Source organism: Elusimicrobiota bacterium (genome assembly GCA_026388095.1).
Lineage (GTDB): Bacteria > Elusimicrobiota > Elusimicrobia > UBA1565 > UBA9628 > UBA9628.
Window position 1 is genome coordinate 41,421 of record JAPLKL010000028.1, and the last position, 22,342, is coordinate 63,762.

Below are 22,342 nucleotides of genomic sequence, written 5' to 3' on the forward strand. Positions count from 1 at the left end.
CGCCGCCGCCGGATTGAGCCAAATCCCCGAAAAGGGGATTTGGCTTTCTCATGCGCTAAGCGCGCTCCGGGTCGTCCGGCTGGCGTAGGAACATCCACCAGATGGCGAGATTGAAGAGGTGGGTGCCGAAGGCCGCGGACCATAGGAACCAGTGGAGCTTCCTGACGACGGTCAGGACGACGATGAGGTAGACGTAGTCGCGGCTGGCCACGCGCTCGAAGAAGATCTGGGTCGGTCCGAGCTTTCTCCGGGGCCGGCGCAGGATGAGCCACCAGATCGTGAACATGCTGGCGGCCATCCCCGAGACCATCAGGATCCCGGGCAGCAGGACTCGGGCCTGGGGGTCGGTACTGCGCACGGCGAAGGGGATGGCGAGGAAGATGGCCAGATGCGCGATGTGGTCCGCGCCGAGGTCGTAGTCGGCGCCCGACTGGCTGCACAGCAGTTTGAGCCGCGCGATCTCCCCGTCGCAGCCGTCGAGGATGCAGCAGAACCAGAGCAGGAAAACCCCCAGGACCTGGAGAGGATAGGAGCCGAAGGCGAGCCAAGCCGCGCCCAGCAGGCCCAGCAGCAGGCTCGCGGTGGTGACGGCGTTGGGGGTGGCGGGGGTGCGCAGCAGCAGCCGGGAGAGGCCCACGGACATGCGGCGGTCGAAGCGGGCCACGAAGCCGTCCGTGTCCTTCACCAGGCCGTCGAACAGCGCCCGCTCCGCGCGCGGGATCGCATCCGCGTCCTGCAAAGAGATCCAGTCTCCCTCGCCGGCCTCGAAATCGCGGCCGCCGGCGCAGGAGCCCGCGGCGTAGGAGTCGGGAGATGGGTGATAGCTGGCCAAGACCTCGCCTCGCCGCACCCAGCGCGCGGGGCGGCCCTCGGCCCGGGCTTGGCTCAGGAAGCGCCCCAAAGAGCCGTCGAGCGGGAGCCCGTCGGCGGCGACCGCCAGCAGGGGGACTCCGGCGGCGAGCCGGGCCGCGACCTCGCCCGAGGGAGCGCACTCCACGCGCGCGGCGCCCAGCCCCGCTATCTGCCGGCCCCAGCGCCGCGCGAAGTCCGGGTCCGCGTCCAGCAGGATGATGTTCTCGGGGGAGAGGTACTCGGCGATGCGCTGGGCGGAGCGCAGCACGGCGGGGATGGATGCAATGCAGGGGAGGTCCCGGGCGGGGCCGAGCACGACTTGGATACGGTCTGGCATGGGCGGAGCAGGAATTATATCAAGTTTCGACCGGCGGGCTGGGAATCCGTCCGGCCTTGAAGTGATATAATCGGAATCAACGTATCCGGGATGGATGGAGGCCCCATGAGCATCTGGCCGGTCGTGGCCGTCCTCGTCAGCGCGCTGGCGGCCGCTCCCGTTCCTTCCCCTGCGGCTGTTCCTGCGGTCTGGCACGGGCACAGCGACGATGTGACCTTCGTGTCCTTCTCTCCCGACGGCAGCAAAGTCCTTTCCGGCAGCCGGGACCGGACCGTGCGCCTCTGGGATTCGCAGACGGGAGAGACGCTGGCCGTCTTCGCGGGCCAGGAGACCCCGATCGCGGCCGTCGCTTTCTCCACCGACGGCCGGACGGCGCTTTCCGCCAGCGACCAGGCGGCTATACGCACCTGGGACATCGCCACGGGCGAGCCGGGGTTGTCCTGGCCGGGGCGCGGGGGGTTCGTCTATGCCGCGGAGTTCTCTCCGGACGGCGCCAAGCTGATCACCGGCGGCAGCGACCGCAGGCTGCGGGTCTGGGAGGTGTCCACCGGCCAGGAGAAGGGGGACTGGCGGGGGAATTTCGACTATGTCCAGGCCGTCGCCTTCTCGCCGGACGGGACCAGCGCTCTGGTGGGCGGCTCCGACTGCGAGATCCTGGACCTGACCACGGGCAAGCGCCGTACCGTCCTGGCCGGCTCCGCCGGGATCGTCCTGGACGTGGACCTGTCCCACGACGGGACCATGGCCTTGAGCGGGGGGATGGACGGGAGCCTCCGGCTCTATGACGTCCGGACCGGGGCGCTGAAGGCCGTCTGGAAAGGCCATCGCAAGGCCGTGGCCTGGGCGGACTTCTCCCCGGACGGGTCTCTGGCGCTCTCGGGAAGCTACGATCATACGGTGCGGCTTTGGGACGTGGCCACGGGCCGGGAGATCAAGGTCTGGACGGGGCACACGAACCGCGTCCGGGCCGTGGCCTTCTCGCCGGACGGCCGGCGGGCGCTCTCGGCCGGCGACGACGGCACCCTGCGCCTCTGGGACGTGGACGCGGCTTTGGCCGAGGACCGCGCCGGGAAGCGCTGAAGAGCGCCGCCAACACCGTCAGGGCTTCTTGACCGCCTGGGCGTAGTTGGCCGCGGCGAAATCCCAGTTGACGAGATCGTCGATCACGGCGTCGACGTATTTGGCCCGGGCGTTGCGGTAGTCGATGTAATAGGCATGCTCCCAGACGTCCAGGACCAGCAGGGCGGTCTGGCCGTGGCGCAGGGGGTTGTCCGCGTTGGAGGTCTGGACGACCTTGAGCTGGCCGTGGTCCAGCACCAGCCAAGCCCAGCCGGAACCGAACAGGGACGTCGCGGCCTGGGCGAACTGCGTCCGGAACTCCGCGAAGGAGCCGAAGTCCCGCTTGATGGCCGCGGCCAAGTCGCCGGCAGGCTGGCCCCCGCCCTTGGGCTTGAGGCTGTTCCAATAGAAGGTGTGGTTCCAGACCTGGGCCGAGGCGTTGAAGAGCGGGCCGGTGGGGGCGGTCTTGACGAGCTCTTCGAGAGTGCGGCCGGCCTCGGGCTTGCCAGCTACCAGCTTGTTGAGGATGTCTACATAGCCCTTCTGGTGCTTGCCGTAGTGGTACTGCATGGTCTCGGCGCTGATGAAGGGGGCCAGCGCGCCTTGGTCATAGGGGAGGGGCGGCTGAGTGAATGCGCCGGCAACGGGCGGGGCGGTTTCCGTCGCCAGGCTGGGGCCGGCGATGAGGGCGGACAGCGCAGTGACGAGTAGGGCTAATTTAGGGTGGGACATGGATTCCTCCGGGATCAGCCGTCGAGGGCTTCGGCCAGGTGGCCCGCCAGGGCCGAGTTGAGCAGCATGGTGATGACGCCAGAGGCGCCGAGTTCCGCGGACGCGATCTGGATGTCCGCGCGCACCGCTTGGCCGTCCTCGCGCAGCAGCAGCTTGCCGAAGGCCGTCTCGTCGAGCATGCTCAGGTCTCCCTGCCAGACCTCGGGAGAGGAAAGGAAGATGATCATGAGCGCGGCATCGCCCAGGGAATTGATCACCGGGTTGACCACCATGTTCGAGATCTCGGCGACGGCGTCGGGCTCCTTGCCCTTCCAGGAGTCGGGCTTCTTGCTGAAGCCCTTGAAGAAGGCCCGGGCCACGGCTTCGGCGCTGGCGTCCGGGAAGGCCACCAAGAACACCCCGCCGGGCAGAGTGAAGAGGGCCCCGCAATGCTGCGGCCCCGCGGCCTGAGGCCGGCGCAGCCCCTCGGCCGGCCCTTGCCGCAGGGAGGACTCGCTGACCTGCCAGGGAGCCCCGGAGATCTGGGTCAGCCGGGCCAGGGCGGAGTCCATGCCCGTGCGCAGCAGGCGCCGCAGGTGCTGCTGGACCGTTTCGGAAAGGATCATGCTGGGGAGAAGCGGCTCAAAGCCCGGCCCAGGTCTTCGAGAGTGAAGGGCTTGCTCAGGAAACCCGCGGCCCCGGCCTGGCGGACTTCGTCGTGCACCACCTGCTGGACGTTGCCGGAGACCACCAGGACCCGCGCCTTGGGGTCCAGCTCGCGCAGGGCCTTGAGCACGGCGAGCCCGTCGCCGTCGGCCAACGAAAGGTCGAGGGTCACGAGGTCGGGCTTGTGGGACTGGTAGGCGGCGACCGCCTCCGGGAGCGCGGCGGCTTCGGCTACGATCTGATGCCCGAAGCACTCCGCGAACTCCTGGATGAGGCTCCGGGTCACGACGCTGTCGTCCACGACCAGGATGCGCAGCGGCATAACGGCTCAATCATATCATAAAATATGACTTCAAACGCCTGGCCGGGACGAGGAGAGATTCTATGCGCTGGACCGCGATATTCGGTGCCGCTCTGCTCTGGGGCGGGGGCCTCCAGGCCGCCGACCCCGGGCGGGCGACCTTGCGCCGCTTGACCGGCGAGGCGACCCGGTGGCGGGGCATCTACGGCGCGGTGCTCGCCGCAGGCCTCAAGGAGGACGCGTCCGCCATCACTCCCCCGGAGCGCGAGATCATGGGCCGCGTGGCGCGTTCGCCCGGGGTCGCAGCCGTGGTCTACCTCAACCGCTACGGGCAGGTGCGCTGGTCCGAGGACCCGGAGCTCATCTCGCTGCCCCTGGAGGAGTACCAGAAGAGGACGGGGGCGGTACTCCAGGCGGCCGCCGAGGTCATGACCTCCACCGCCGCCCGCGTCAGGCAGGCCCCGGACGCGCCGGTCTACGAGGCCGCCATACCCATCGTCGCGGAGGGAGCCACGCAAGGCGTGCTCGACCTCTGGGTCAGGCGCGACGGACTCTTCGGGCTGCTTTCCGAGCGCCCGCAGCCTGCCGCGGACGCACCGCCGAGACCCGCTGCCGCCCCGTCTCCCGAGGCCGGCAGGCGCCAGGCCCAGCAATCCTACCTATCGGGCATGGTCTACTTCGAGAAAGGTGACTACGAAAAGGCCCTCAAGGAATGGGAGACAGCCCGCAAGTTCGACCCCGAGGACCAGGATGTGGCGGCGGGCCTGGCGCGGGTCCGCCGGCTCTTGGGCCGGACCTCGGCGTCGGGAGGACCGATCCCGCTGCAGGCAGCCCCGACCTTCGATAGGAGCGAGACTCGTTCGGATGACCAGCGCCGCTCGCAGCAGCACTATCTTGCCGGCATCATCTACTACGACAAGGCCGACTACGCCAAGGCCCGCGAAGAGTGGATGCTGGCTTCGCGCATCGATCCGGACAACGCAGACGCCGCGGCCGGCTTGCGGCGGGTCGACCGTTTGTTGACGCCGGACGACTCCAAGAATTGCGTGAACCTGTACCAGGAGCGCCGCTACGATGACGCGGCCGCGGCTTGCGCGGCTTGCCTGGAGCGCGACCCCGACAGCGCGGCCTGCGGCGCGACCAGAAGGCTCATGGAAGGGCGGGTCCCCTAGGACCTATGCCCGGCAGAAGGCGCGGCCGCAAGGGTTCCGGCATCCTTTTCAAGCTGCTGGGCGCCGCCGTCCTCATGAGCGCCCTCTACGTCCTGTGGCTCCCCGACGTGGCCCCCCTCAAGCGCAGCAACCCCAGGACGACCTCTTACATCGAACTGCGCCGGGAGGCCGCGCGGCGGGCGGGAAAGAAGTTCACGCCCCGCCTGACCTGGCTCCCCTGGGACCGCATCTCCGAGCACTTGAAGCACGCGGTCTTCATCGCCGAGGACGACACCTTCTACAGGCACAAAGGGGTGGACTGGGACAGCGTCCAACTGGCCCTGAAGAAGGACTGGGAGATGAAGCGCTTGGCCTACGGCGGCAGCACCATCACCCAGCAGGTGGCGCGCAACCTCTACCTGTCTCCCTCCAAGAACCCTCTGCGCAAGCTCAAGGAACTGCTCATCGCCAGACGGCTGGAGGCCGAACTGAGCAAGCGGCGCATCTTCGAGCTCTACCTCAACATCGCGGAATGGGGCAAGGGCATCTATGGGGCCGAAGCCGCGGCCCAGGCTTATTTCGGCAAGTCCGCCGCGGACCTGACTCCGGACGAGGCTGTGGCCATGGCCGTGGTCCTGCCCAACCCCCGGCGCTGGAATCCGGCGGAGAAGGGCCGCTATGTCCAGCGCAATATGCACCGGATCATGGGCCGCATGCGGGCCTCGGGATTCCTGTCGGAGGAGGCTGCCGACATCTCCGCCGATGACATCCGGATCGACACCGCCACTGTGATGCCGGTCCCGGCCGTGGTCCCGGCCGCGGTGCCCGGAGAGCCGGAGGTCGCCAAGCCGTGATCCCTTGGCTGCGCGGCCTCATCGTCCGGCACCGGCCCCAGTTTGGCGCCCTGGACATCCTCAAGTACATCGGACCGGGATTCCTCGTGACCGTGGGGTTCATAGACCCGGGCAATTGGGCGACCGGCCTGGCCGCAGGCGCGGGCCATGGCTATCAACTGCTCTGGGTCGTCACCGCCGGGACGCTTCTGCTCATCCTGCTGCAGCACAACGCCGCGCATCTGGGCATCGTGACCGGCCTTTGCCTCTCCGAGAGCATGAGCCAGCACATGTCGCGGCGCTGGGCCCCCATCCTGCTGGCCACCGGGGTCCTGGCCGCCGCGGCCACGGCCCTGGCCGAACTCGTCGGCGCGGCCATCGGGCTTAACATGCTGGTGGGGCTTCCCTTGAGGCCGGGGGCGGCCCTGACCGCGGCCGGCGTGGTCGTCCTGCTCTATACCAACTCTTACCGCCGAGTGGAGCGCTGGATCATCGGCTGCGTGGGCTTGGTGGGCCTCGCTTTCATCTACGAGCTGGCCTTGGTGCGGGTGGATTGGGGTGCGGCGGCGCGCGGCGCCTTCCTGCCCGCGGCACCGCTGGGGTCGGGCGTCTTGATCCTCGCCTTGCTCGGGGCCGTGGTCATGCCGCACAACCTGTATCTGCATTCGGAGATCATTCAGAGCCGGCAGTGCAATCTTGAGGATGACGCCGCGGTGCGCCAACGCTTGAGCCTCGAATTCGTGGACACCTTGGCCGCCATGGGGCTGGGCTGGGCCATCAACTGCGCCATGATCATCCTTGCGGCCACGGTATTCTTCGCGCACGGAGTCGCGGTCACGGAACTCCCCCAGGCCCAAGCCACGCTCGCCCCCTTGCTCGGGCGCGCCGCGGGCTTGGTTTTCGCGCTGGGTCTGCTCTTCTCCGGGGTCGCCTCCACTTTGACCGCGGCCATGGCCGGGGGCAGCATATTCGCGGGAATCTTCGGCGAGCCTTACCATGTCTCGGACCATCATTCGCGCGTCGGCATCGCCCTGACCTTGGGCGGAGGCCTGGCCGCGGCTTGCCTGCCGAGCGATCCCTTCAAAGCGCTCATCTGGAGCCAAGTGGCGCTGAGCCTCCAGCTCCCTTTCACCGTCATCCCGCTCGTGGTGCTGACCTCCTCGCGCCGGGTCATGGGGAATCACTCCAACCCGGGCGTGGAGAAAGCCCTGCTCTGGACTGCCGCCCTGGTGGTCTCGCTCATCAATCTGCTCCTCGTCCGGGACGCCCTGCGTTGAGCTGCGGCGGGCCCAAACCCTCTAGGTCCGCTGCCCAGGCCGTCTTAGGACTTTCGGCTGTACCGTCTGCAGGCAGACTCGTGATAGACTGTGCTCATGCTGGCGCAACTGTGGGCCCTGTCGTTAGTCCTGTCTCCCGCTTGGGCCGGGATGGTGCGCGTGGCGCCGGTGAGTCTGCAGCCGGCCGGCCTGTCGGTCCTGGCCGCTCCAGCTCTCTCCCTGACGCCGGGACTCTCGTCTCCTCTTTCCGGCTTGGCCCTGCAGGCGCCTTCTCTGACCCCTGCCGCGTTGGCCGTTCCAGTCCCCGTCATCCAAGCCGCCCCGGAGGTCGCACCCGTCCCGGAGACCGCCTTGGGAAGGCTCTCCGCTCCAGTGCCTTTCGCGGCTCCTCAGGCCGCGGACCTCAACGGGCAGAAGGACTTCGCGGACCGGGCTTTCGAGTTCAAGCTGGGAGCGGAGGCCGCCCCGGCCTCGGTCCCGACCGACGCGCCGCAGGCCGCATTCTCGGATGACGGCGGCGGCCCGGCTTATCCGCGGCGGGCCATCCCCTTCAACGGGGAGACCCTGCCGTCCGTGGCTTTGCGGCCCAACATCCCGGTCGAGGCCGAGCTCATCAAGGCCATCGACGCCACGAAAGACAACATCATCATCGCGGTCTATGAGTTCAAGTCCGCGGGACTTCTCGACGCCGTGCGCCGCGCCCGCGCCCGGGGCGTGGACATCAAGATCGTGCTGGATTTCCGCAACGTCTTCCCTTCTCCCGCCAAGCCCGGGCAGTACCAAGCCAAGCGCAGCCCCGAGATCACCGCTTTGCTGCGCGAGAAGTTCGACCTGACCGTGCTGCGGGGCCTGGGCGAGTACGGCATCAACCATAACAAGTTCGCGGTGTTCGACGGGAAGCTCGCCGAGTTCGGCTCCTACAACTGGTCGCGCTTCTCGGAGAACAACCACTATGAGAACCTGGTGTTCACGGACGAGGCGGACCGCATCGCGGACCTCACCGCCTACTGGAAGTATCTGCGCGGCCTGAGCCAGCCGGTCAGCCTCGCCTCCAAGGCCGAGGACTTCTCCTGGCCCGGCTCCGTTCGTGGCCGGCATCGGCGCCGCGCGCGCGAGCGTGGATATGGCGGCATTCGCGGTGCGCTCCACGCGTATCGCCGAAGCCCTGGCCGAGGCGGGGCGCCGGGGCCTGCGCGTGCGGGTCATCTTCGATGAGAGCCAGTCCAAGTCCGAGGCCTTCAAGCCCTACGCCGATTGGCTGGCGCTGCAGCCGGGCGTGGAGCTGCGCATCCTCTCCGGGCCCAACCACCCCAGCGACTTCCCGCCGGCCGAGAAGGCGCATAACAAGTTCTTCATCCTGGACGGCAAGCTGGTGATGACCGGCTCGTCCAACCAGACCAAGTACGCCTCGGAAGGGAACTTCGAGAATTTCAACCTCCTCGACGACCCCGTGGATGTCTCGGCTTACGTGCTCTTCTACGACCACATGTTCGGCGTGGCCAAGACCAAGACTCCAGGCGCGATCCCCGTCCTGCCCACGGACGCGGAGCTCAAGGCCGAGGTCACGGGCAAGGGCGCGGCGGCCCAGCCCTAAGAGACTAGCGCTCCCGCTGCGGGACCTTCTTGACCAGGATGTAGAGCTTGCCCTCGTTCCACTGGTTGCGCGCCGTGGTCGTGGCCTGCTTGCCGTGCCCCGCGTAGATGTCCACGCGGCCCGGCCCCTTGATGGCGCCCCCCGTGTCCATGCATAGGGCGAAGCGGCTGTTGGGGAACTGGCCCAGCAGCCGCCCGTCCTGGTCCGCCTGGGGGGAGACCGTGGAGAACCAGGCCAAAGCCCCCAGCGGGATGACGGCGGGGTCTACGGCGATGGAGCGCGCCGGCGCCAAGGACTCCATGACCGTGCCCAGGGGCTCGCCGTCCGGCGGCATGGCCACCAGCTCGAAGAAGGTGTAGCGCGGGTTCTGGGAGATGACCCAGTCTTCGGCTTCGGGGTGCGCCTTGAAGTAGTCGCGGATCTTGTCGTAGCTCAGCCCTTCCCGTGGCAAGGCTCCGGCTTTGACGAGGGTCAGGCCCACGGAGTTGTATTGCTGCGCGTTGGTGGCGGCGTAGCGGGCCAGCATCTCCTTGCCCGATGGGTACTTGAGGATGCCCGAGCCCTGGATGTGCAGGTCGAGGACGTCCCACTTGTTCTGCAGCCAGGCCAACTCCAGCTTCTTGCCGCGCAGGGCCTTGCGCACGTCGATCTCTTCCCGAGTGAAATAGGGGACCACGCGCCGGTCCTTGCCCACCCGCCCGACCAAGGAGTCGCCGCCGTTCTTGACGCCGAAGGCGGAGAGATCAACCTCCACCATATCCGAAGGCCGGCGGTAGATGGGGATCGGATACTTGGCCGACTTCTTGACCGCGGCCGGCAGCAGCGGCTGGTAATAGGAGGAGAACACGACCTTGCCCTGGCCGTCCGAGCCCGCGGATTGGAAAACGTCGAAGCGCTCGCGGACCAGGGAGTCGAGCTCCTCCGGGGTCTTGGCCTCGTCGAGGATGCTGAGCAGCTCCTGGATGGAATCGGCGAGTATGGCGGGGCCGTAGTCGCGGCCGCCGATGCGCACGTACTTGGGTCCCGTGCTCTTGCCGAGGTAGCTCAGGGTCTTCTTGGCCGCCTTGATGAGTCCGGCCTTGGATTTGAACGTGTCCGCGAAGGCCGGCAGCTCGTCCGGGGTGAGCAGCCTCAGCGGTGGCAGCGCCGGCGCGGGAGCCGCCGCCGGGGCGGCGGCCGTGCCGGTCGACGCGGCGGGGGCGGGCGCCGCGGCCAGGGCTCCGGCCAAGGACAGGGAGAGCAGGGGGAGGATGGTCATATGCGCAGTATAGGATTTCCAGCCGGGACGAGCAAACCGGCGGCGTGGAGGACATATGTTAGAATACCGCGGCTCATCCGTAGGCGCCATGCGCTTCTATTTCCTTGTCGGGTCGGCCGTGCGCGGCCCATTGACCGTCGAGCTCATACGGTCTTGGCCGGGGATCTCTCCGGAGACCCCGGTCTGTCCGGAGGACCGCGACCACCGGAAAGCCGACAACTGGAGGGCGGCCGCCTCCTATCCGCAACTGCTCGCACGGCCTGCGGCCGCGCCCGCGGAGCCGGACGGCGGGGCTTCCCCCTTCTGGCGCTCCGCCGCCGCCAAGGGGCTCGCGGCCCGGGCCCTCGCCGCGGCCCAAGCGCAGGAAACCGGCCGAGGCGAAGGGGGCGTAGGCTGGGCCAGACCGTCGGCGCTGCTCCTCCCAGCGCTGGCCCTCGCTCTGCTGGCCTTCGCTCTGCGGCACCGCGGGCGGCCGGAGTCCCGGCCCGCGCCGCCGCGCTCCAGCGGTCCCTCCACGCTCATGGACCAGGCCGCGCCCCTTTTCCTGCCGGCCGGACTGCTGCCCCGGGATGAGGCGCAGAGCCTGCGCCGTTGCGCCTGGTCCATCGTGATCGACGGCCGGCCGCAGATCATCGTGCCCGCTGACGGGAGGAACCTGAAGGTGGATGCGCGGTTCTCATACGATCCGAAGCGCCGGGAACTGCGGCCGGCCAACGAGGCGGCCCGCGGCTTGTTGGACATCCGCCGCGGTCACCTTAACCCATGAGGAGCGCGGCCGCCGGCGGCATCCGACGGCGGCCAGGGGCGGCCTTGGTGGAGATCGTCATCAGCCTGCTGTTGGCGGGCATCGCGGTTTCCGCCATCATGAGCGCCATGCTTTCGACGTCCCTCCAGTCCGGCCGGAGCCAGGGCCGGGAGCAGGCCGCTCTGTGCCTCACCCAGCTTCTCCAGGAGCTCAAGAACTACGTGACCGCGGACACCGCCGACAGTCCGGATGCGCCGGGCGGCGCGGGCCCCGCCGGATGGGCGCTCCCGGGAGACGCCTGCGGCTGTTGGGCTCTTGACGAGACCCGGACGCACGACGTGACCGCGCGGCTGCCCGCGCAGCTTGCGCAATACGGGGCCAAGATGACCTACGCCGTGAAGGTGGTGACCGTCAACGGCCTCGACACCCGGCAGGTGACCGCCACGCTCACCTGGACTCCCCGATGAGGTCCCGCTTCAGCCGGTCCGGCTTCACACTCACGGAGCTCCTCGTGGCCGTCGCCCTCTTCACCGTGATGGTGGGCGGGTTGGCCGCCTTCTACGGCATGGTCTTCAGCAATCAATACCGCAGATTCGCGGACTTGACGGTGGCCAACGGCGCGACCATGGTGCGGCGGGCCTTCGACTCGGCCATGGGCTCCGCCACGTTCATCCAGGACCCGTCCGCCGGAGCCGCGACCGACTACCTGACGGTCTGGTCCAACCTGGACGGCGATGGCCGCACGCCTCTGGTGGCCGGGGCGCCGGTCCAGTTCAGCCATCTCTGCTTGGACGACGCCGCCCAGCGGATCTATATCTATAAAGGGTCGTTCCCGAAACCCGCTTTCTCTTGCGGGGATTCTCCCGCCGCCGTGGCGCGCATGCCGCTGGCGGGCGGGCCGGGGTTCCGGAGCGCCGGCCTCGCGTTCTACCGGCCGGAACCCGACTTGGTCCAGATGACGTGCGGCATCAATTTGACCGATCGGCAGGGCCTGGAGCATCCGGCCGAAGTGCAGATGCAGGCCGTAGCGACCGCCAATGACCAGAACTGAATCCCGGCGCCGCGGCATCTTCCTCCTGCAGACCATGGTCCTGGTCATGATCATGGGCATCGTCGCCAGCGGCATGCTGTGGCTGAGTTTCGGCCGGCATGTCCTGCTCAGCCGGGCCAATGAGTCGGAGTCCTCCCAGCATCTGGCGTCGGGCGTCCAAAGCCTGGTCCAGGCCTGCTTGGAGGGGACGACGTACGGCATAACGGACTGCCGCGTGCCGCATGCCGCGGCCGCTTGCTTCCCTTCGTCCATCGCGGGCAAGAGCGTGCAGGTCTCGTCCTTGGGAGCCCCGCCGAACTGCCAGTTGAGCGTGACCGTCAACGATAAATAATAACGAGGAGGACCAATCATGAACAACCGCGATATCCATATCCACGTGAGGATCTCACGGCGGGCCCTGATCTGGGCCGCGGCGGTCGTCCTTCTGTGCTGCAGCGCCAACGAGGTGGTCTCCGAGAGCATGACCATGACGACCTACTACCCCGCGCCGGCGGGCACCTACCAACGCCTTTCTGTCACTCGCAGCGTGCGGTTCAGTCCCGTGAACAAGAACGACCTGCCCGCGCCTCCTCCCAAGGATGGCGAACTGATCTATGACGGCTCGGCCGGACAGTTCTATTACTACAAGCAGTCGGCTTGGGCGGACCTGGGGGGATCGGGCGGGCTCTACGGCTATTGCGGCCTCCTCATCGAAGGCGTTTCTTTGGTGTGCCATACCGCCACGGCGCCGGCCACCTGCGAGCACAAGGCCTGCGGCTGCGTGACCGGGTACGACAGCGTCAATTTCGGCGGCGCCTATGCCTGCTTGAAGCAATAGGGCGCCTGCGGCCGACCGGACTTTTCCTTGCTTTCCTCGATGGAATCTGGTATACTGTCTAGCCTTATTTAGCTAATTAACAACAAAAGATGATAGAAGATGGATTAAGCCGCCATTTTTTATCTGAGGTGCTATGTATCTCAAATCCATAGACGTCGTCGGCTACAAATCTTTCGCGATCAAGACCCATCTCGATTTCGCCCCCGGCATCACCGGCATCGTGGGGCCCAACGGCTGCGGGAAATCCAACATCATGGAATCCGTGCGCTGGTGCCTCGGGGAGATGTCCTACAAGTCGCTGCGCGCCGACGCCATGATCGAGGTCATCTTCAGCGGCACCGAGCGGCGGCCGCCGCTGTCCATGACCGAGGTGACCCTGACCTTCGACAACACCTCCAGCCAGCTGGCCACGCAGTACTCCGAGGTCACGGTCACCCGCCGCATCTACCGCTCCGGCGAGTCCGCCTATTTCCTCAACCGCACCCAGTGCCGCCTGCGCGACATCCGCGAGATGTTCCTCGACACCGGCGTGGGCGGGGAAGGCTACGCCATCATCGACCAGGGCGGCGTGGAATTCATCCTGCGGGCCAAGCCCGAGGAGCGCCGCGCCCTCTTCGAGGAGGCCGCCGGCGTCTCCAAGTACAAAGCCAAGCGCGAGGAGGCTCTGCGCAAGCTCGAGCGCGTCGAGGTGGACATGTCGCGCCTGCAGGACTCGCTCTCGCTGATCGACGAGCAGGTCAAGAACCTCGACGCCGCGGCCCGCAAGGCCAAGCTCTACAAGAAGTACGAGGAGGAACTCGTCGGCCTCGAGGCCGCCAAGACCCTCGCCGACCTCGCGGGCATCGAGGCGGGGCTTTCGGACTGCGCGGCCAAGGCCGGCCCGGCCCAGGAGAAGCTCGACGGCAGGAAGGCCGCGGTGTCTGGCGAAGAGGCCGAGGTGGCGCGCTTGGAGCTCGAGAAGGCCGCGCACCAGGGCCAGCTTTCCGATATCGGGGCCAAGATCGCCGCCGTGCGCGCCGAAATGGGCAGGCTCGAGGAGCGCTGCCGGGCCTCGGACGAGACCATCGCAGGCGTGGAATCCCGCCGCGTGGATTGCGCGCGCGAGATGGAGTCGGCCCGGCAGCGCCTCTCCGGCATGGACCCGCAGATTGCTAAGGCCGGCGCAGAGGTGGACCGCGTGCGCGCAGCTCTCGAGACGGCGCAGAAGGAGCTCGACGGCTGGCAGACGCAGGTGGACGCCTGCGCCGTGGCCCTGGCCGAGGCCGAGGCCGCCGCGGGCGAGCGCCGCCGGCAGGCCATGGCCGGGGCCGACGCGGCCGTTGATGCCGCGCGCGCAGTCTCCGTCCGTGAGGCGGATGGGGGCCGGCAGGTCTCCGATTTTTCGAGCTTCATGCGCTCCTTGCAGCGCGACCTTGAGATCGAATCCCGGGCCGCGGGCGAGTTCGAGGCCCTGCGGGTCGAGGCGCAGGAGCAGGCCGGCCGGGCGGCCGCAGCCCGCGGAGCGGCGACCGCCGCCCAGGCGGCCCTCGCCGCTTTGCGTCAGCGCCAGGCCGAGCTCTCGACCGACGTCCTGCGCCTGCATTCCGACCTCTCCGGGACCAGGGCCCGGGCCGAGGCCCTGGAGGCCCAGGGCGGGCAGAACCCCTACTGGATGGGCGCCCAGACTGTCCTCAACGCGGGCATCGACGGCGTGGTGGGCTCCGTGCGCAGCCTCATCAAGGTGGACGAGGCCTGGCGGCCCTACGTCGAGGATCTGCTCGGAGAACGGCTCTTCGCGGTGGTCTGTGAGAATTCCCAAGCGGCCCGCGCCGGCATCGGGCTCCTGCAGGCCTCCGGTTCGGGCCGGGCGCGTTTCCTGGTGTTGAGCACTTTGAGCGGGGGTCCCGGTGAGCGGGCCTATCCGGAACAAGCCCAGCCGCTTTTGCGCCACATCCAATACGACCCGCGCCACGAGGCCGCGGTGCGGTTCCTCTTCGCGGAGAGTTACGCCTTGGACAAGGCCCTCTTCGGCGATCATTGGGTCTGCGGCGGCGCGGCGCCGGGTCCGGGCGCGCAGTTGAGCCTGTCCGACATCGAGGATTTACGGGCGGGCGTGGCCGCGCTGGAGGCGCAGTCCTCCGAACGTCGCTCTGAATCCGCGCGCTGCGGGGAAGAGGCCGCCGAGGCTGAGACCCGCCTGCACGTGGCCCTCTCCGCCGTGAGCGTGGAGACGGAGCGCGAGGCTTCGCTGGGCCGGCGCCTCAAGGAGAAGGAGGAGTCCCTGGGCTTGGACCAACAGAACGTCTTGTTGGGCATGGACCAGGCGACCGGCTGCCTGCGCGGCATCTCCCTCATCAAAGAGGAACTCATCGGGCTGCGCATCCGGCAGACCGATGCCGAGGCCCTGGCGAAGTCCTGCCGGGAGGCCGAGGCCGAGGCCGCGGCCAAGGCCCAGTCCGCCAAGGACGCCCTGGTGCAGAAGGCCACGGGCGCCGATGTCCTTAAGACCCGCATCGAGGGCTTCAATACGGAGATGTCCATCCACGCCAACACCTTCGAGCACTTGGCCGAGAGCAAGAAGCACCTCGAGGCCAACGTGGCCGAGCGCAACCAGGAGCTCGAAACCCTGGCGCGCAAGCGCGCGGAGGCGGTCGCGGCCAAGGACCAGGCGCGCCAGCAGATCCAGCTCCACCAGGCGGAGCTCGGCGGCCAGGAGAACGCGGCCGCCGCGGTCAACGAGCGGCTGCAGTCCGCGGACAAGGCCCTCCATTCCCGGGCCCAGGCCCTGCACGGGCTCAAGGCCGAGCTGGATACGGCGCAGAAGGAGATGCACGAGCTCGAAATCCAGCGCAGCGGCCTGCAGACCCGCCAGGAGATGCTGCGCACCCAACTCTGGGACCAGCGCCAGCTCACCGTCGAGGAAGCCAAGGCCAAGTTCGGCGCGGTGGTCGTGGACCTGGAGAAGATCGAGACTCTGCGCAAGCGCATCTCCGGCATGGGACCCATCAACCTGGCCGCGCCCGAGGAGTACGAGGCCTTGGCCCAGCGCCAGTCCTTCCTCAACGCGCAGCTCGGCGACCTGACCCAGGCCAAGGACGACCTCAAGGCCGCCATCCAGAAGATCAACGCCACGACGCGGGAGAACTTCCGCCAGACCTTCTCGGACGCGCGGGAGCACTTCCGCAGGCTCTACGGCGTGCTCTTCGAGGGGGGCGAGGCCGACCTGGTCCTGACCAACCCGGAGGACATCCTGGAGACCGGCGTGGAGATCGTGGCCCAGCCGCCGGGCAAGCGCCTGCAGAGCATCTCCCTGCTCTCGGGCGGCGAGAAGACCATGACCGCCATCGCGCTGCTCTTCGCCTTCTTCATGGTGCGGCCGTCGCCCTTCTGCATGCTCGACGAGGCCGACGCGGCCCTCGACGACGCCAACATCGAGCGCTTCACCAACATGATCAAGGAGTTCGGCGCGCGCACCCAGTTCCTGATCATCAGCCACAACAAGCGCACCATGGAGGCCGCCGACACGATCTACGGCGTGACCATGGAGGAGAAGGGCGTCAGCCAGATCGTCTCCATCGAGTTCCAGAAGCGCGCCGGCACGCATGCCCCGGCCCAGCCTCCGGCACAGAAGCCCGAGCCGGCCCCGGCCGCACCGCCGGCCGCGGTCGCCGCGGTGCAAGAGAACCTGCCCATGGGAGAACCCGCGCAGAGCCAGCCGCAGACCGAACCCCCTGGGACGACCGACGAGCAGCCTCCGCAGGGCTGACCGCCGTCCCCTCGAACTCCGCGCCGAAGGCGCGGAGTCCAGCGGCCCCCCTTGAGGGGGGCCGCTGTTCCGTTGGGGGGTGTCAGCGGCGTGCCCAATATGCATTTGGACCCCGCGCCCACTATTAGTATCATGTTAACCGTAATATGCGGTACGGCGTCTTCTCGGACGTGCATGGGAACCTGGAAGCCTTGAACGTGGTTTTGGACTTCTTCCACGCCTCGAGGGTCGAAGGCTACATCTGCTGCGGAGACGTCGTGGGGTACGGCCCGGACCCGGAGGAGTGCCTGGGTCTCATCCGTGCGCTGAAGAACCTGCACATCGTCTGCGGCAACCACGACTTGGCCGTCATCGGCCGCATCGACATGGAATGGTTCAACCCCTACGCGCGCGCGGCCACCCTCTGGACGCGGGCCGCCTTGTCGGCGCAGTCGCACCGGTACCTGGAGACTCTGACGGCGCGCTTGGACCATAAGGACTTCACCGTCGTGCACGGCTCGCCGCAGCGGCCCGCCGACGAGTACCTGCTCAGCGTGGCCCAGTTCAAGAACAATATGTCCCGGGTCAAGGCCTGGCCGCTGTTCTGCGGGCACAGCCATATGCCGGTCAGCTTCCACTGCTCGGCCGAGGGCAAGGTCGAGGCGCTCTTCATCGAAGACCACCAGGCCGTCACCGGCGAGGTGGCGCCCTACGGGATCGTGCCCGTGGCCTATAACCCGGGCGCCGTGGGCCAGCCGCGCGACCACGACAAACGCGCCGCCTGCGCGATCTGGGACAGCGAGGCGCGGACCTTCCAGGTGTACCGCTTCGCCTACGATGTGGCCGCGACCCAGGCCAAGATCCGCGGCCACGGCCTGCCTGAGTACCTTGCGCTGCGCCTGGCCTACGGACAATGAGGGAGGGAGATATGCCTGCAGACAGAGTCCGGACCCGGTCCATCCTGGCCGGGATGATCGCGGCGGCCGCGGCTCTGGCTTGGCCCGCGGGCGCGTCCGCGGTGAACCAGACCGGAGTGGAGTTCGCCACAGGCTATCGCATCGACAGCTTCGCCTTCGACATCGCGGGCGTCTCCGGGCCCAACGTGATCTCGGAACTCACCTGGAAGAGCCTCCAAATCTACCAGATCGAGGCCCGGGCCCATGCCGAGAACGACTACGGGATCTACGCCAAGGCGATGGCCGATTACGGCTGGATCCTGCACGGCAAGAACCAGGACTCGGACTACGACGGGGACAACCGGACTTTGGAATGGTCCAGGTCCAACAACACTTCCAACGGAGCCTATGTCTGGGACAGCTCGTTCGGGCTGGGCTATGACTTCCACCCCAGCCAAGCCTGGTCGCTCATCCCGCTCATGGGCGCCTCCATCAGCACCCAGAAACTCGTCAACAAGAACGGCTATCAGACCATCGCCGGCTGCTCGATCATCTCCGGGGCCTGCACCCCTGCGGTCGGTGCCTTCCCCGGTCTGAACAGCTCCTACACCGCCGAGTGGTGGGGTCCCTGGAACGGGCTGGACGTGCAGTATGCCGCCGGACCCATGCTCTTCGCCGCTGGGGCGGAGTATCACTGGGGCACGGCCTACACCGCCTCGGGCGATTGGAACCTCATGTCTGAGCATTTCTCGGATCACTCTCATGGCAGCGGGGTCGTGGCGGGCGGGAGCGTGGGCTACGCTTTGGACCAGCGCTGGACCCTCCGTGCGGAGGGGAAGTGGCAGGATTTTACGGCCAACAAGGGCACGGCCACCACATCCGTAGGCGGCGCCAGCGGCAGCCAGCCGTTCAACCACGCGCATTGGACCTCGGCGTCGGGTTCATTGGGCGTCGAATACCGCTTCTAAGAGAGCATGACGCAGAGCGGAGATTGGAAAGACGCGGGCTTCGTCGCGCATTACAACGCGCTCTACGGTCTTTCCGAGGCTGAGGCCAGGCCCTATCTCGACCGCCTGGCTCTGAACCGGGCGGATTCCTTGGTGGATTTCGGCTGCGGGGACGGCTCGTTCCTGGCCTGGGCCGCGCCTTTGGCCGGGCGGGCTCTGGGCGTGGACGGCTCGGCGCGGCAGGCCGGCTTGGCCCGCGAGAAGCTCCGGCGCCTGCCCCACGTGGAGGTCGTCGAGTCCGGCTTCCTCGACTGCGGCCTGGCCGGCCGGACTTTCAGCAAGGGCTTCTCGCGCAAGGCTCTCCACCATCTGACCGACCCCCAGAAGCTGGAGTTCCTGCGCCGCGTCGGCCCGTTCTTCTCCCCTGGAGCGCTGTTCCTTTTGGAAGACGGCATATTCCCGTTCGAGCGCGCGCAACTGGAAGCCCATATGCCGCAGGTCATGGAAGAGGGCGCCGCCTATTTTGCCGACGCCTGGCCGGCCAAGCGGGACGACTTCCTGCATATGATGCGCGAGGAATTTCCGACCGGGGCCGGCTTCTGGTCCGCCGCTTTCGAGGCGGCCGGGTTCCGGGTGGCCGAGCGCTGGCAGAAGAACTGTTTCTTGGGCGGCCTATTGGCCCGCAAGGAGGCCTGATATGGCCGCCGAACCGCTGCGCCTCGTCGAGAAAGGCTCGCTGGGAACCTGCTGGTACGGCAAGTACCATTATGTGGAGCCGTGGGCCGGCTGCAGCCACGGCTGCGCATACTGCTACGCGCGCTTGCGCACCCCGGTGACCGGCAAGCTCCGGGAGCTTGGCACGGTCTTTGAGGACCCCAGGCCTTTGTGGCCCGCCGATGAACTGCCCCGCCGCATCGCGGCGGAGGTCCTCAGCCAGGACGTGCGCGTCGTCAAGCTCTGCCGCTACACCGACATCATGAATCCGGCCTTCGTCCGCAGCGGCCTGACCTGGGAGATTCTCGACGCCTTGGCCAGGTCTCCCGTCGAGCGCATCATCGTGACCACCAAGGGGCTGCCGGACGAACGGCTGCTGGCCTTGATGCGCGAGCACAAGGCCAAGTTCTCCTACAACGCCGCGGCTCGGCCGGCCGCCGACTCCGCCCTGGAGCCGCACCTGCCGCCGCTGGCCGACCGGCTGGCCGCGGCCGCCGCCCTGCGCAGCGCCGGGGTCCAGACCACCATCCACCTCGACCCCCTGGTGGCCGGCATCGATGACGAGGCCGCCAAGCTGCGGCCTTTCCTCGACGACCTGCGCCGCCGGGGCCTGCTGCGCGTGATGTTCTCCTATCTTCTGCTCTCCGACCCCATCCTGGCCAGGCTGCGGGACCAATTGCCGCCCCGGCTGCTCGACCGCATCGTCGCGGCCTACGACCTCACGCGCCTGGACCGGTACCTCCCCCGGGACGAGGAGACCGCCTACTATTCGACCCGCCCGGAGCTCAAACACGCCTCGGTCGATAAAGTGGCCGGTGCCCTGCGCGAGCTGGGCTTCGAGTTCGTGCTCTGCTCGCTCAAGAGCACTCCGGGCCCGGAGCGCGGCGAGTACCGGGACGCCAAGCCCTGCGACGGCACTTTTTATGCCTAGAGTCTGGCTCATCAACGTGGAGGAGGTCGCCTCCGCGGATGACGCCCAGTACGATGCCCACTTCGCCCCTGAGGCGGCGGACTACGGCGCCCGCTTCCTGTTCTCCTTGGGTGACGAGGACCTGCTGGTCTCGCCCGTCCCCATCCCGGACGAGTTCGTCCTGTACGTGGGCAGGGTCAGGGACTGGCGCGTCGGCCGCCAGCCGGTCCTGCCCCTGCGCAAGCGCTCGCGGCCCTATGCGCTGGCCGATTCCATCATGGAGGACGAACGTCTGCTGGGCACCCTGGCGGAGCTGGGCGCGCGGGGGGGCTGGACTCTGGAGGCCTATCTCGACTCGCGCCGGGTCGTCGAGCTCTCGCAGGAGACCGGCATCCCCACGGACAAGACCCACCCGGATTTCGTCCTCAACGGCACCATCCTGAAGCTCAACGACAAGGGCTATTTCCGCTCTTTGATCGGGAAACTGGGCATACCCACGGTCCCGGGCTACCTGGCCGCGGACCGCGACGGCATACTGGCGGCCATGGACAAGGTGGCCCGGGAGAACGGCGACCGCATCTATCTTAAGAAGACTCTCTATGGAGGCGGCCTGGGCAACCTCACGGGCAGCCGCGCGGAGCTCAGGCCTCAGCTCGGCTCCTGGTACAACAAGGGCGAGGTCGTCGTCGAGCATGCCTTGGATTTCGCCAGCGTGGCCGGGACCTTGATGACTCTGGGCCACGACAGCGTCCGGTTCTGGGGCGTGGACGAGCAGCGCTTCGACGGCCGCCACTGGGGCGGGTTCGATTTCCCGCATCCGGACCGGGAAGCCTCGGCCGAGCTCTGCGAGCTGAGCCTGCGCATCGCCAACACGGTGCACCGGCAGAGGGCCCGCGGCGACCTCAACCTGGACTGGGGCCTGCTGCGGGAGGGGAGCAAGCTCCGGCCCCTGCTCCTGGAGTGCAACTTCCGGCACAACGGGTTCGGCCAGCTCCTGCGCTTCGCCGAGGACTACTTCGGCGCCCAGGCGCCGCGCACTTTGGTCCGCTACTTCACGCACCTGCGCCTGCGCGGCCGGGCCTGGGACACGGGCGCGGTCCTGCGGGTCCTGGCCGGGGTCTCCTGCGCGGGCGAGCCGCTCCTCATCCGAGCCCCGGGGCGCCGGCGCGGAGTGCTGGTCATGACGCCGCCCAAGGACGGCGCCTGCGCCCTGGCCGCCTTCGGCGACACGAGGGAGTACCTGGACCGGGCCGTGGAGAGCCTGCGGGAGGCGCTGGTTTGAGGGACCGGCTCACGGTCGCGTTCTCCTTCGCCCTGATCTTCTCCTTCTCATCCATCGACAGCGCCATCTCGCCGTTGGTGGGGCCGATCCACTCCTATTTCCGCGTGCCCCTGGACCAGGCCCTGTGGCTGATCTCGTCGGCCACCGCCGGGATCGTGCTGGGCGTTCTGGCCGGCCCGGCGCTGACCTCCAGTCTGCGGGTGGCTCGCGTGCTGGCCGCGGGGACGGCGGGCCTGGTCGCCGCGCACGCCCTGTTCCTGCTCACGGGAAGCTTCTCCGCCGCCCTGGTGCTGCGCTTCCTCTTCGGCCTCTCCTGCGGGATGGTGGCTTCGGTGCTGTGGTGGCTGACCTTCCACGGCGTGGACAAGGCGTACTACCCGGCCATGATCGTGGTGCTGATGTCGGCGCGGCCTCTGGCCACGGCTATCGGCGTGCCCGCCGTGGGCCTGGCCGCGTCCCGGCTGGACTGGCGCGCGCCGCTGTGGGCGCTGGGCGGGCTCATCGCGCTCAGCGGGGCTGGCCTGTGCCGGGTCATGCACGAGCCTCCGGGCGCCAAGAGGCCCCTGCGCCTGGGCCGCCTGGTCGGCGAATACGCCGAAGCCCTCCGCGTCCCTTTCGCCGGAGCTTACTACGCGGGGCTGACCATCAATCGCATGTGCTACTTCGGGTTCTACGCGCTCTCCGGCATCTGGTTCATCCGGCACTATGGGCTGGGGTTGGAGGCCATCAGCCTGGCGCTGCTGGTCATCGGGCTGGCCGAGGCCATGGTGAACTTCCTCGTGCCCCGGATGATAAAGGCCTGGGGCCACGACCGGCTCTTCACCGGGAGCCTGGTCCTCTCCGGACTGCTGCTGCCCCTGTTCCTGAGCGGCCGCCTGCCCTTGGCCTGGGCCGTGGCCGCGGTGACGCTGTTCATGCTGCTCGACCGGGTCTACAGCATGGCCGCGGTCATCACCATCCCGCGCATGTTCCCGGTGACCGGCAACAAGACCACCTTCGGGAGCCTCAACACGCTGACGGCGTGGCTGGGGCTGACGCTGATCTCCGGATTCGAAGGCCGGTTCACCGAGTCTTTGGGCATCGCCGCGGTGCAGTGGGTCCTGGGGGCCTGCTTCGTCGCGGGCTCGGCCCTGCTCTACTGGGTGCAGAAGCAGACCGTGCGGGGCCGGCCGGCCGCAAAATCGGTATAATAGGTCCTCCCGGCCCAACGGAGACCT

At 68.1% G+C, this 22,342-nt stretch carries 23 protein-coding genes; 18 read left to right on the forward strand and 5 right to left on the reverse strand.

The features are described from left to right. Positions 1–55 precede the first annotated feature (55 nt). Entirely contained in the window at positions 56–1,189 is a 1,134-nt protein-coding gene (locus NTY77_06815) for a CDP-alcohol phosphatidyltransferase family protein (protein MCX5795184.1), read from the reverse strand. Between the two features lie 105 nt (positions 1,190–1,294). Between NTY77_06815 and NTY77_06820 the strand changes: the two genes are divergently transcribed. Continuing rightward, positions 1,295–2,269 carry a WD40 repeat domain-containing protein gene (locus NTY77_06820; GenBank protein ID MCX5795185.1) on the forward strand — a complete coding sequence of 325 codons (975 nt, stop codon included), beginning with the start codon at positions 1,295–1,297 and terminating at the stop codon, positions 2,267–2,269. 18 nt (positions 2,270–2,287) lie between these two features. Here NTY77_06820 and NTY77_06825 read toward each other — a convergent pair whose 3' ends face one another. The 3 genes from NTY77_06825 to NTY77_06835 are packed head-to-tail and all read right to left on the reverse strand — an operon-like array spanning position 2,288 to position 3,947. Beyond that, positions 2,288–2,980 (reverse strand): superoxide dismutase, encoded by a 693-nt coding sequence (locus NTY77_06825; protein MCX5795186.1) that lies wholly within the window; start codon positions 2,978–2,980, stop codon positions 2,288–2,290. Positions 2,981–2,994: 14 nt separating this feature from the next. Further along, positions 2,995–3,585 carry a hypothetical protein gene (locus tag NTY77_06830; GenBank protein ID MCX5795187.1) on the reverse strand — a complete coding sequence of 197 codons (591 nt, stop codon included), beginning with the start codon at positions 3,583–3,585 and terminating at the stop codon, positions 2,995–2,997. Beyond that, the gene (locus NTY77_06835) at positions 3,582–3,947 is read right to left on the reverse strand and encodes a response regulator (GenBank protein ID MCX5795188.1); all 366 of its coding nucleotides are present in this window, start codon (positions 3,945–3,947) and stop codon (positions 3,582–3,584) included. Before NTY77_06835 ends, NTY77_06830 begins: the two co-directional genes overlap by 4 nt. Positions 3,948–4,009: 62 nt before the next feature. On the opposite strand from NTY77_06835, the gene NTY77_06840 reads away from it, so the two are divergent. From NTY77_06840 to NTY77_06860, 5 genes are all read left to right on the forward strand, one after another. Next, positions 4,010–5,098 carry a tetratricopeptide repeat protein gene (locus tag NTY77_06840; GenBank protein ID MCX5795189.1) on the forward strand — a complete coding sequence of 363 codons (1,089 nt, stop codon included), beginning with the start codon at positions 4,010–4,012 and terminating at the stop codon, positions 5,096–5,098. 5 nt (positions 5,099–5,103) lie between these two features. Next, complete coding sequence (gene mtgA, locus NTY77_06845; protein ID MCX5795190.1) at positions 5,104–5,931, forward strand: monofunctional biosynthetic peptidoglycan transglycosylase; 828 nt, start codon at positions 5,104–5,106, stop codon at positions 5,929–5,931. Further along, positions 5,931–7,187 (forward strand): Nramp family divalent metal transporter, encoded by a 1,257-nt coding sequence (locus NTY77_06850; protein ID MCX5795191.1) that lies wholly within the window; start codon positions 5,931–5,933, stop codon positions 7,185–7,187. Before mtgA ends, NTY77_06850 begins: the two co-directional genes overlap by 1 nt. Before the next feature lie 96 nt (positions 7,188–7,283). After that, positions 7,284–8,402: a phospholipase D-like domain-containing protein gene (locus tag NTY77_06855; protein ID MCX5795192.1), complete on the forward strand. Its 1,119-nt coding sequence runs from the start codon at positions 7,284–7,286 to the stop codon at positions 8,400–8,402. Continuing rightward, the gene (locus NTY77_06860; GenBank protein MCX5795193.1) at positions 8,311–8,781 is read left to right on the forward strand and encodes a phospholipase D-like domain-containing protein; all 471 of its coding nucleotides are present in this window, start codon (positions 8,311–8,313) and stop codon (positions 8,779–8,781) included. Before NTY77_06855 ends, NTY77_06860 begins: the two co-directional genes overlap by 92 nt. Positions 8,782–8,785: 4 nt before the next feature. On the opposite strand, the gene NTY77_06865 is transcribed toward NTY77_06860, so the two are convergent. Then, positions 8,786–10,039, reverse strand: coding sequence for an MltA domain-containing protein (locus tag NTY77_06865; GenBank protein MCX5795194.1), 1,254 nt, complete (start codon positions 10,037–10,039; stop codon positions 8,786–8,788). 55 nt (positions 10,040–10,094) lie between these two features. Between NTY77_06865 and NTY77_06870 the strand changes: the two genes are divergently transcribed. The 12 genes from NTY77_06870 to NTY77_06925 all read left to right on the forward strand — a co-directional run bounded on the left by NTY77_06870 (position 10,095) and on the right by NTY77_06925 (position 22,315). Next, entirely contained in the window at positions 10,095–10,805 is a 711-nt protein-coding gene (locus NTY77_06870; GenBank protein ID MCX5795195.1) for a hypothetical protein, read from the forward strand. After that, entirely contained in the window at positions 10,802–11,251 is a 450-nt protein-coding gene (locus NTY77_06875) for a hypothetical protein (GenBank protein MCX5795196.1), read from the forward strand. The genes NTY77_06870 and NTY77_06875 overlap by 4 nt, the downstream gene beginning before the upstream one ends. Beyond that, on the forward strand, positions 11,248–11,835 hold the full coding sequence (locus NTY77_06880) for a prepilin-type N-terminal cleavage/methylation domain-containing protein (protein MCX5795197.1): 588 nt from the start codon (positions 11,248–11,250) through the stop codon (positions 11,833–11,835). The genes NTY77_06875 and NTY77_06880 overlap by 4 nt, the downstream gene beginning before the upstream one ends. Next, entirely contained in the window at positions 11,822–12,166 is a 345-nt protein-coding gene (locus NTY77_06885; GenBank protein ID MCX5795198.1) for a hypothetical protein, read from the forward strand. Before NTY77_06880 ends, NTY77_06885 begins: the two co-directional genes overlap by 14 nt. 18 nt (positions 12,167–12,184) lie before the next feature. Continuing rightward, complete coding sequence (locus tag NTY77_06890; GenBank protein ID MCX5795199.1) at positions 12,185–12,652, forward strand: hypothetical protein; 468 nt, start codon at positions 12,185–12,187, stop codon at positions 12,650–12,652. Positions 12,653–12,785: 133 nt separating this feature from the next. After that, positions 12,786–16,397, forward strand: a complete 3,612-nt coding sequence (gene smc, locus NTY77_06895) for a chromosome segregation protein SMC (protein ID MCX5795200.1) — start codon at positions 12,786–12,788, stop codon at positions 16,395–16,397. Positions 16,398–16,543: 146 nt separating this feature from the next. Beyond that, positions 16,544–17,293: a metallophosphoesterase family protein gene (locus NTY77_06900; protein MCX5795201.1), complete on the forward strand. Its 750-nt coding sequence runs from the start codon at positions 16,544–16,546 to the stop codon at positions 17,291–17,293. Positions 17,294–17,304: 11 nt separating this feature from the next. Next, positions 17,305–18,240: a hypothetical protein gene (locus NTY77_06905; GenBank protein ID MCX5795202.1), complete on the forward strand. Its 936-nt coding sequence runs from the start codon at positions 17,305–17,307 to the stop codon at positions 18,238–18,240. Between the two features lie 6 nt (positions 18,241–18,246). Next, positions 18,247–18,915, forward strand: a complete 669-nt coding sequence (locus tag NTY77_06910; GenBank protein MCX5795203.1) for a class I SAM-dependent methyltransferase — start codon at positions 18,247–18,249, stop codon at positions 18,913–18,915. A 1-nt stretch (position 18,916) separates the two neighbouring features. Beyond that, positions 18,917–19,864, forward strand: coding sequence for a hypothetical protein (locus NTY77_06915; GenBank protein ID MCX5795204.1), 948 nt, complete (start codon positions 18,917–18,919; stop codon positions 19,862–19,864). Beyond that, entirely contained in the window at positions 19,857–21,125 is a 1,269-nt protein-coding gene (locus tag NTY77_06920) for a hypothetical protein (GenBank protein ID MCX5795205.1), read from the forward strand. Before NTY77_06915 ends, NTY77_06920 begins: the two co-directional genes overlap by 8 nt. Then, positions 21,122–22,315 (forward strand): MFS transporter, encoded by a 1,194-nt coding sequence (locus NTY77_06925; protein MCX5795206.1) that lies wholly within the window; start codon positions 21,122–21,124, stop codon positions 22,313–22,315. The genes NTY77_06920 and NTY77_06925 overlap by 4 nt, the downstream gene beginning before the upstream one ends. The last annotated feature ends 27 nt before the right edge of the window (positions 22,316–22,342 follow it).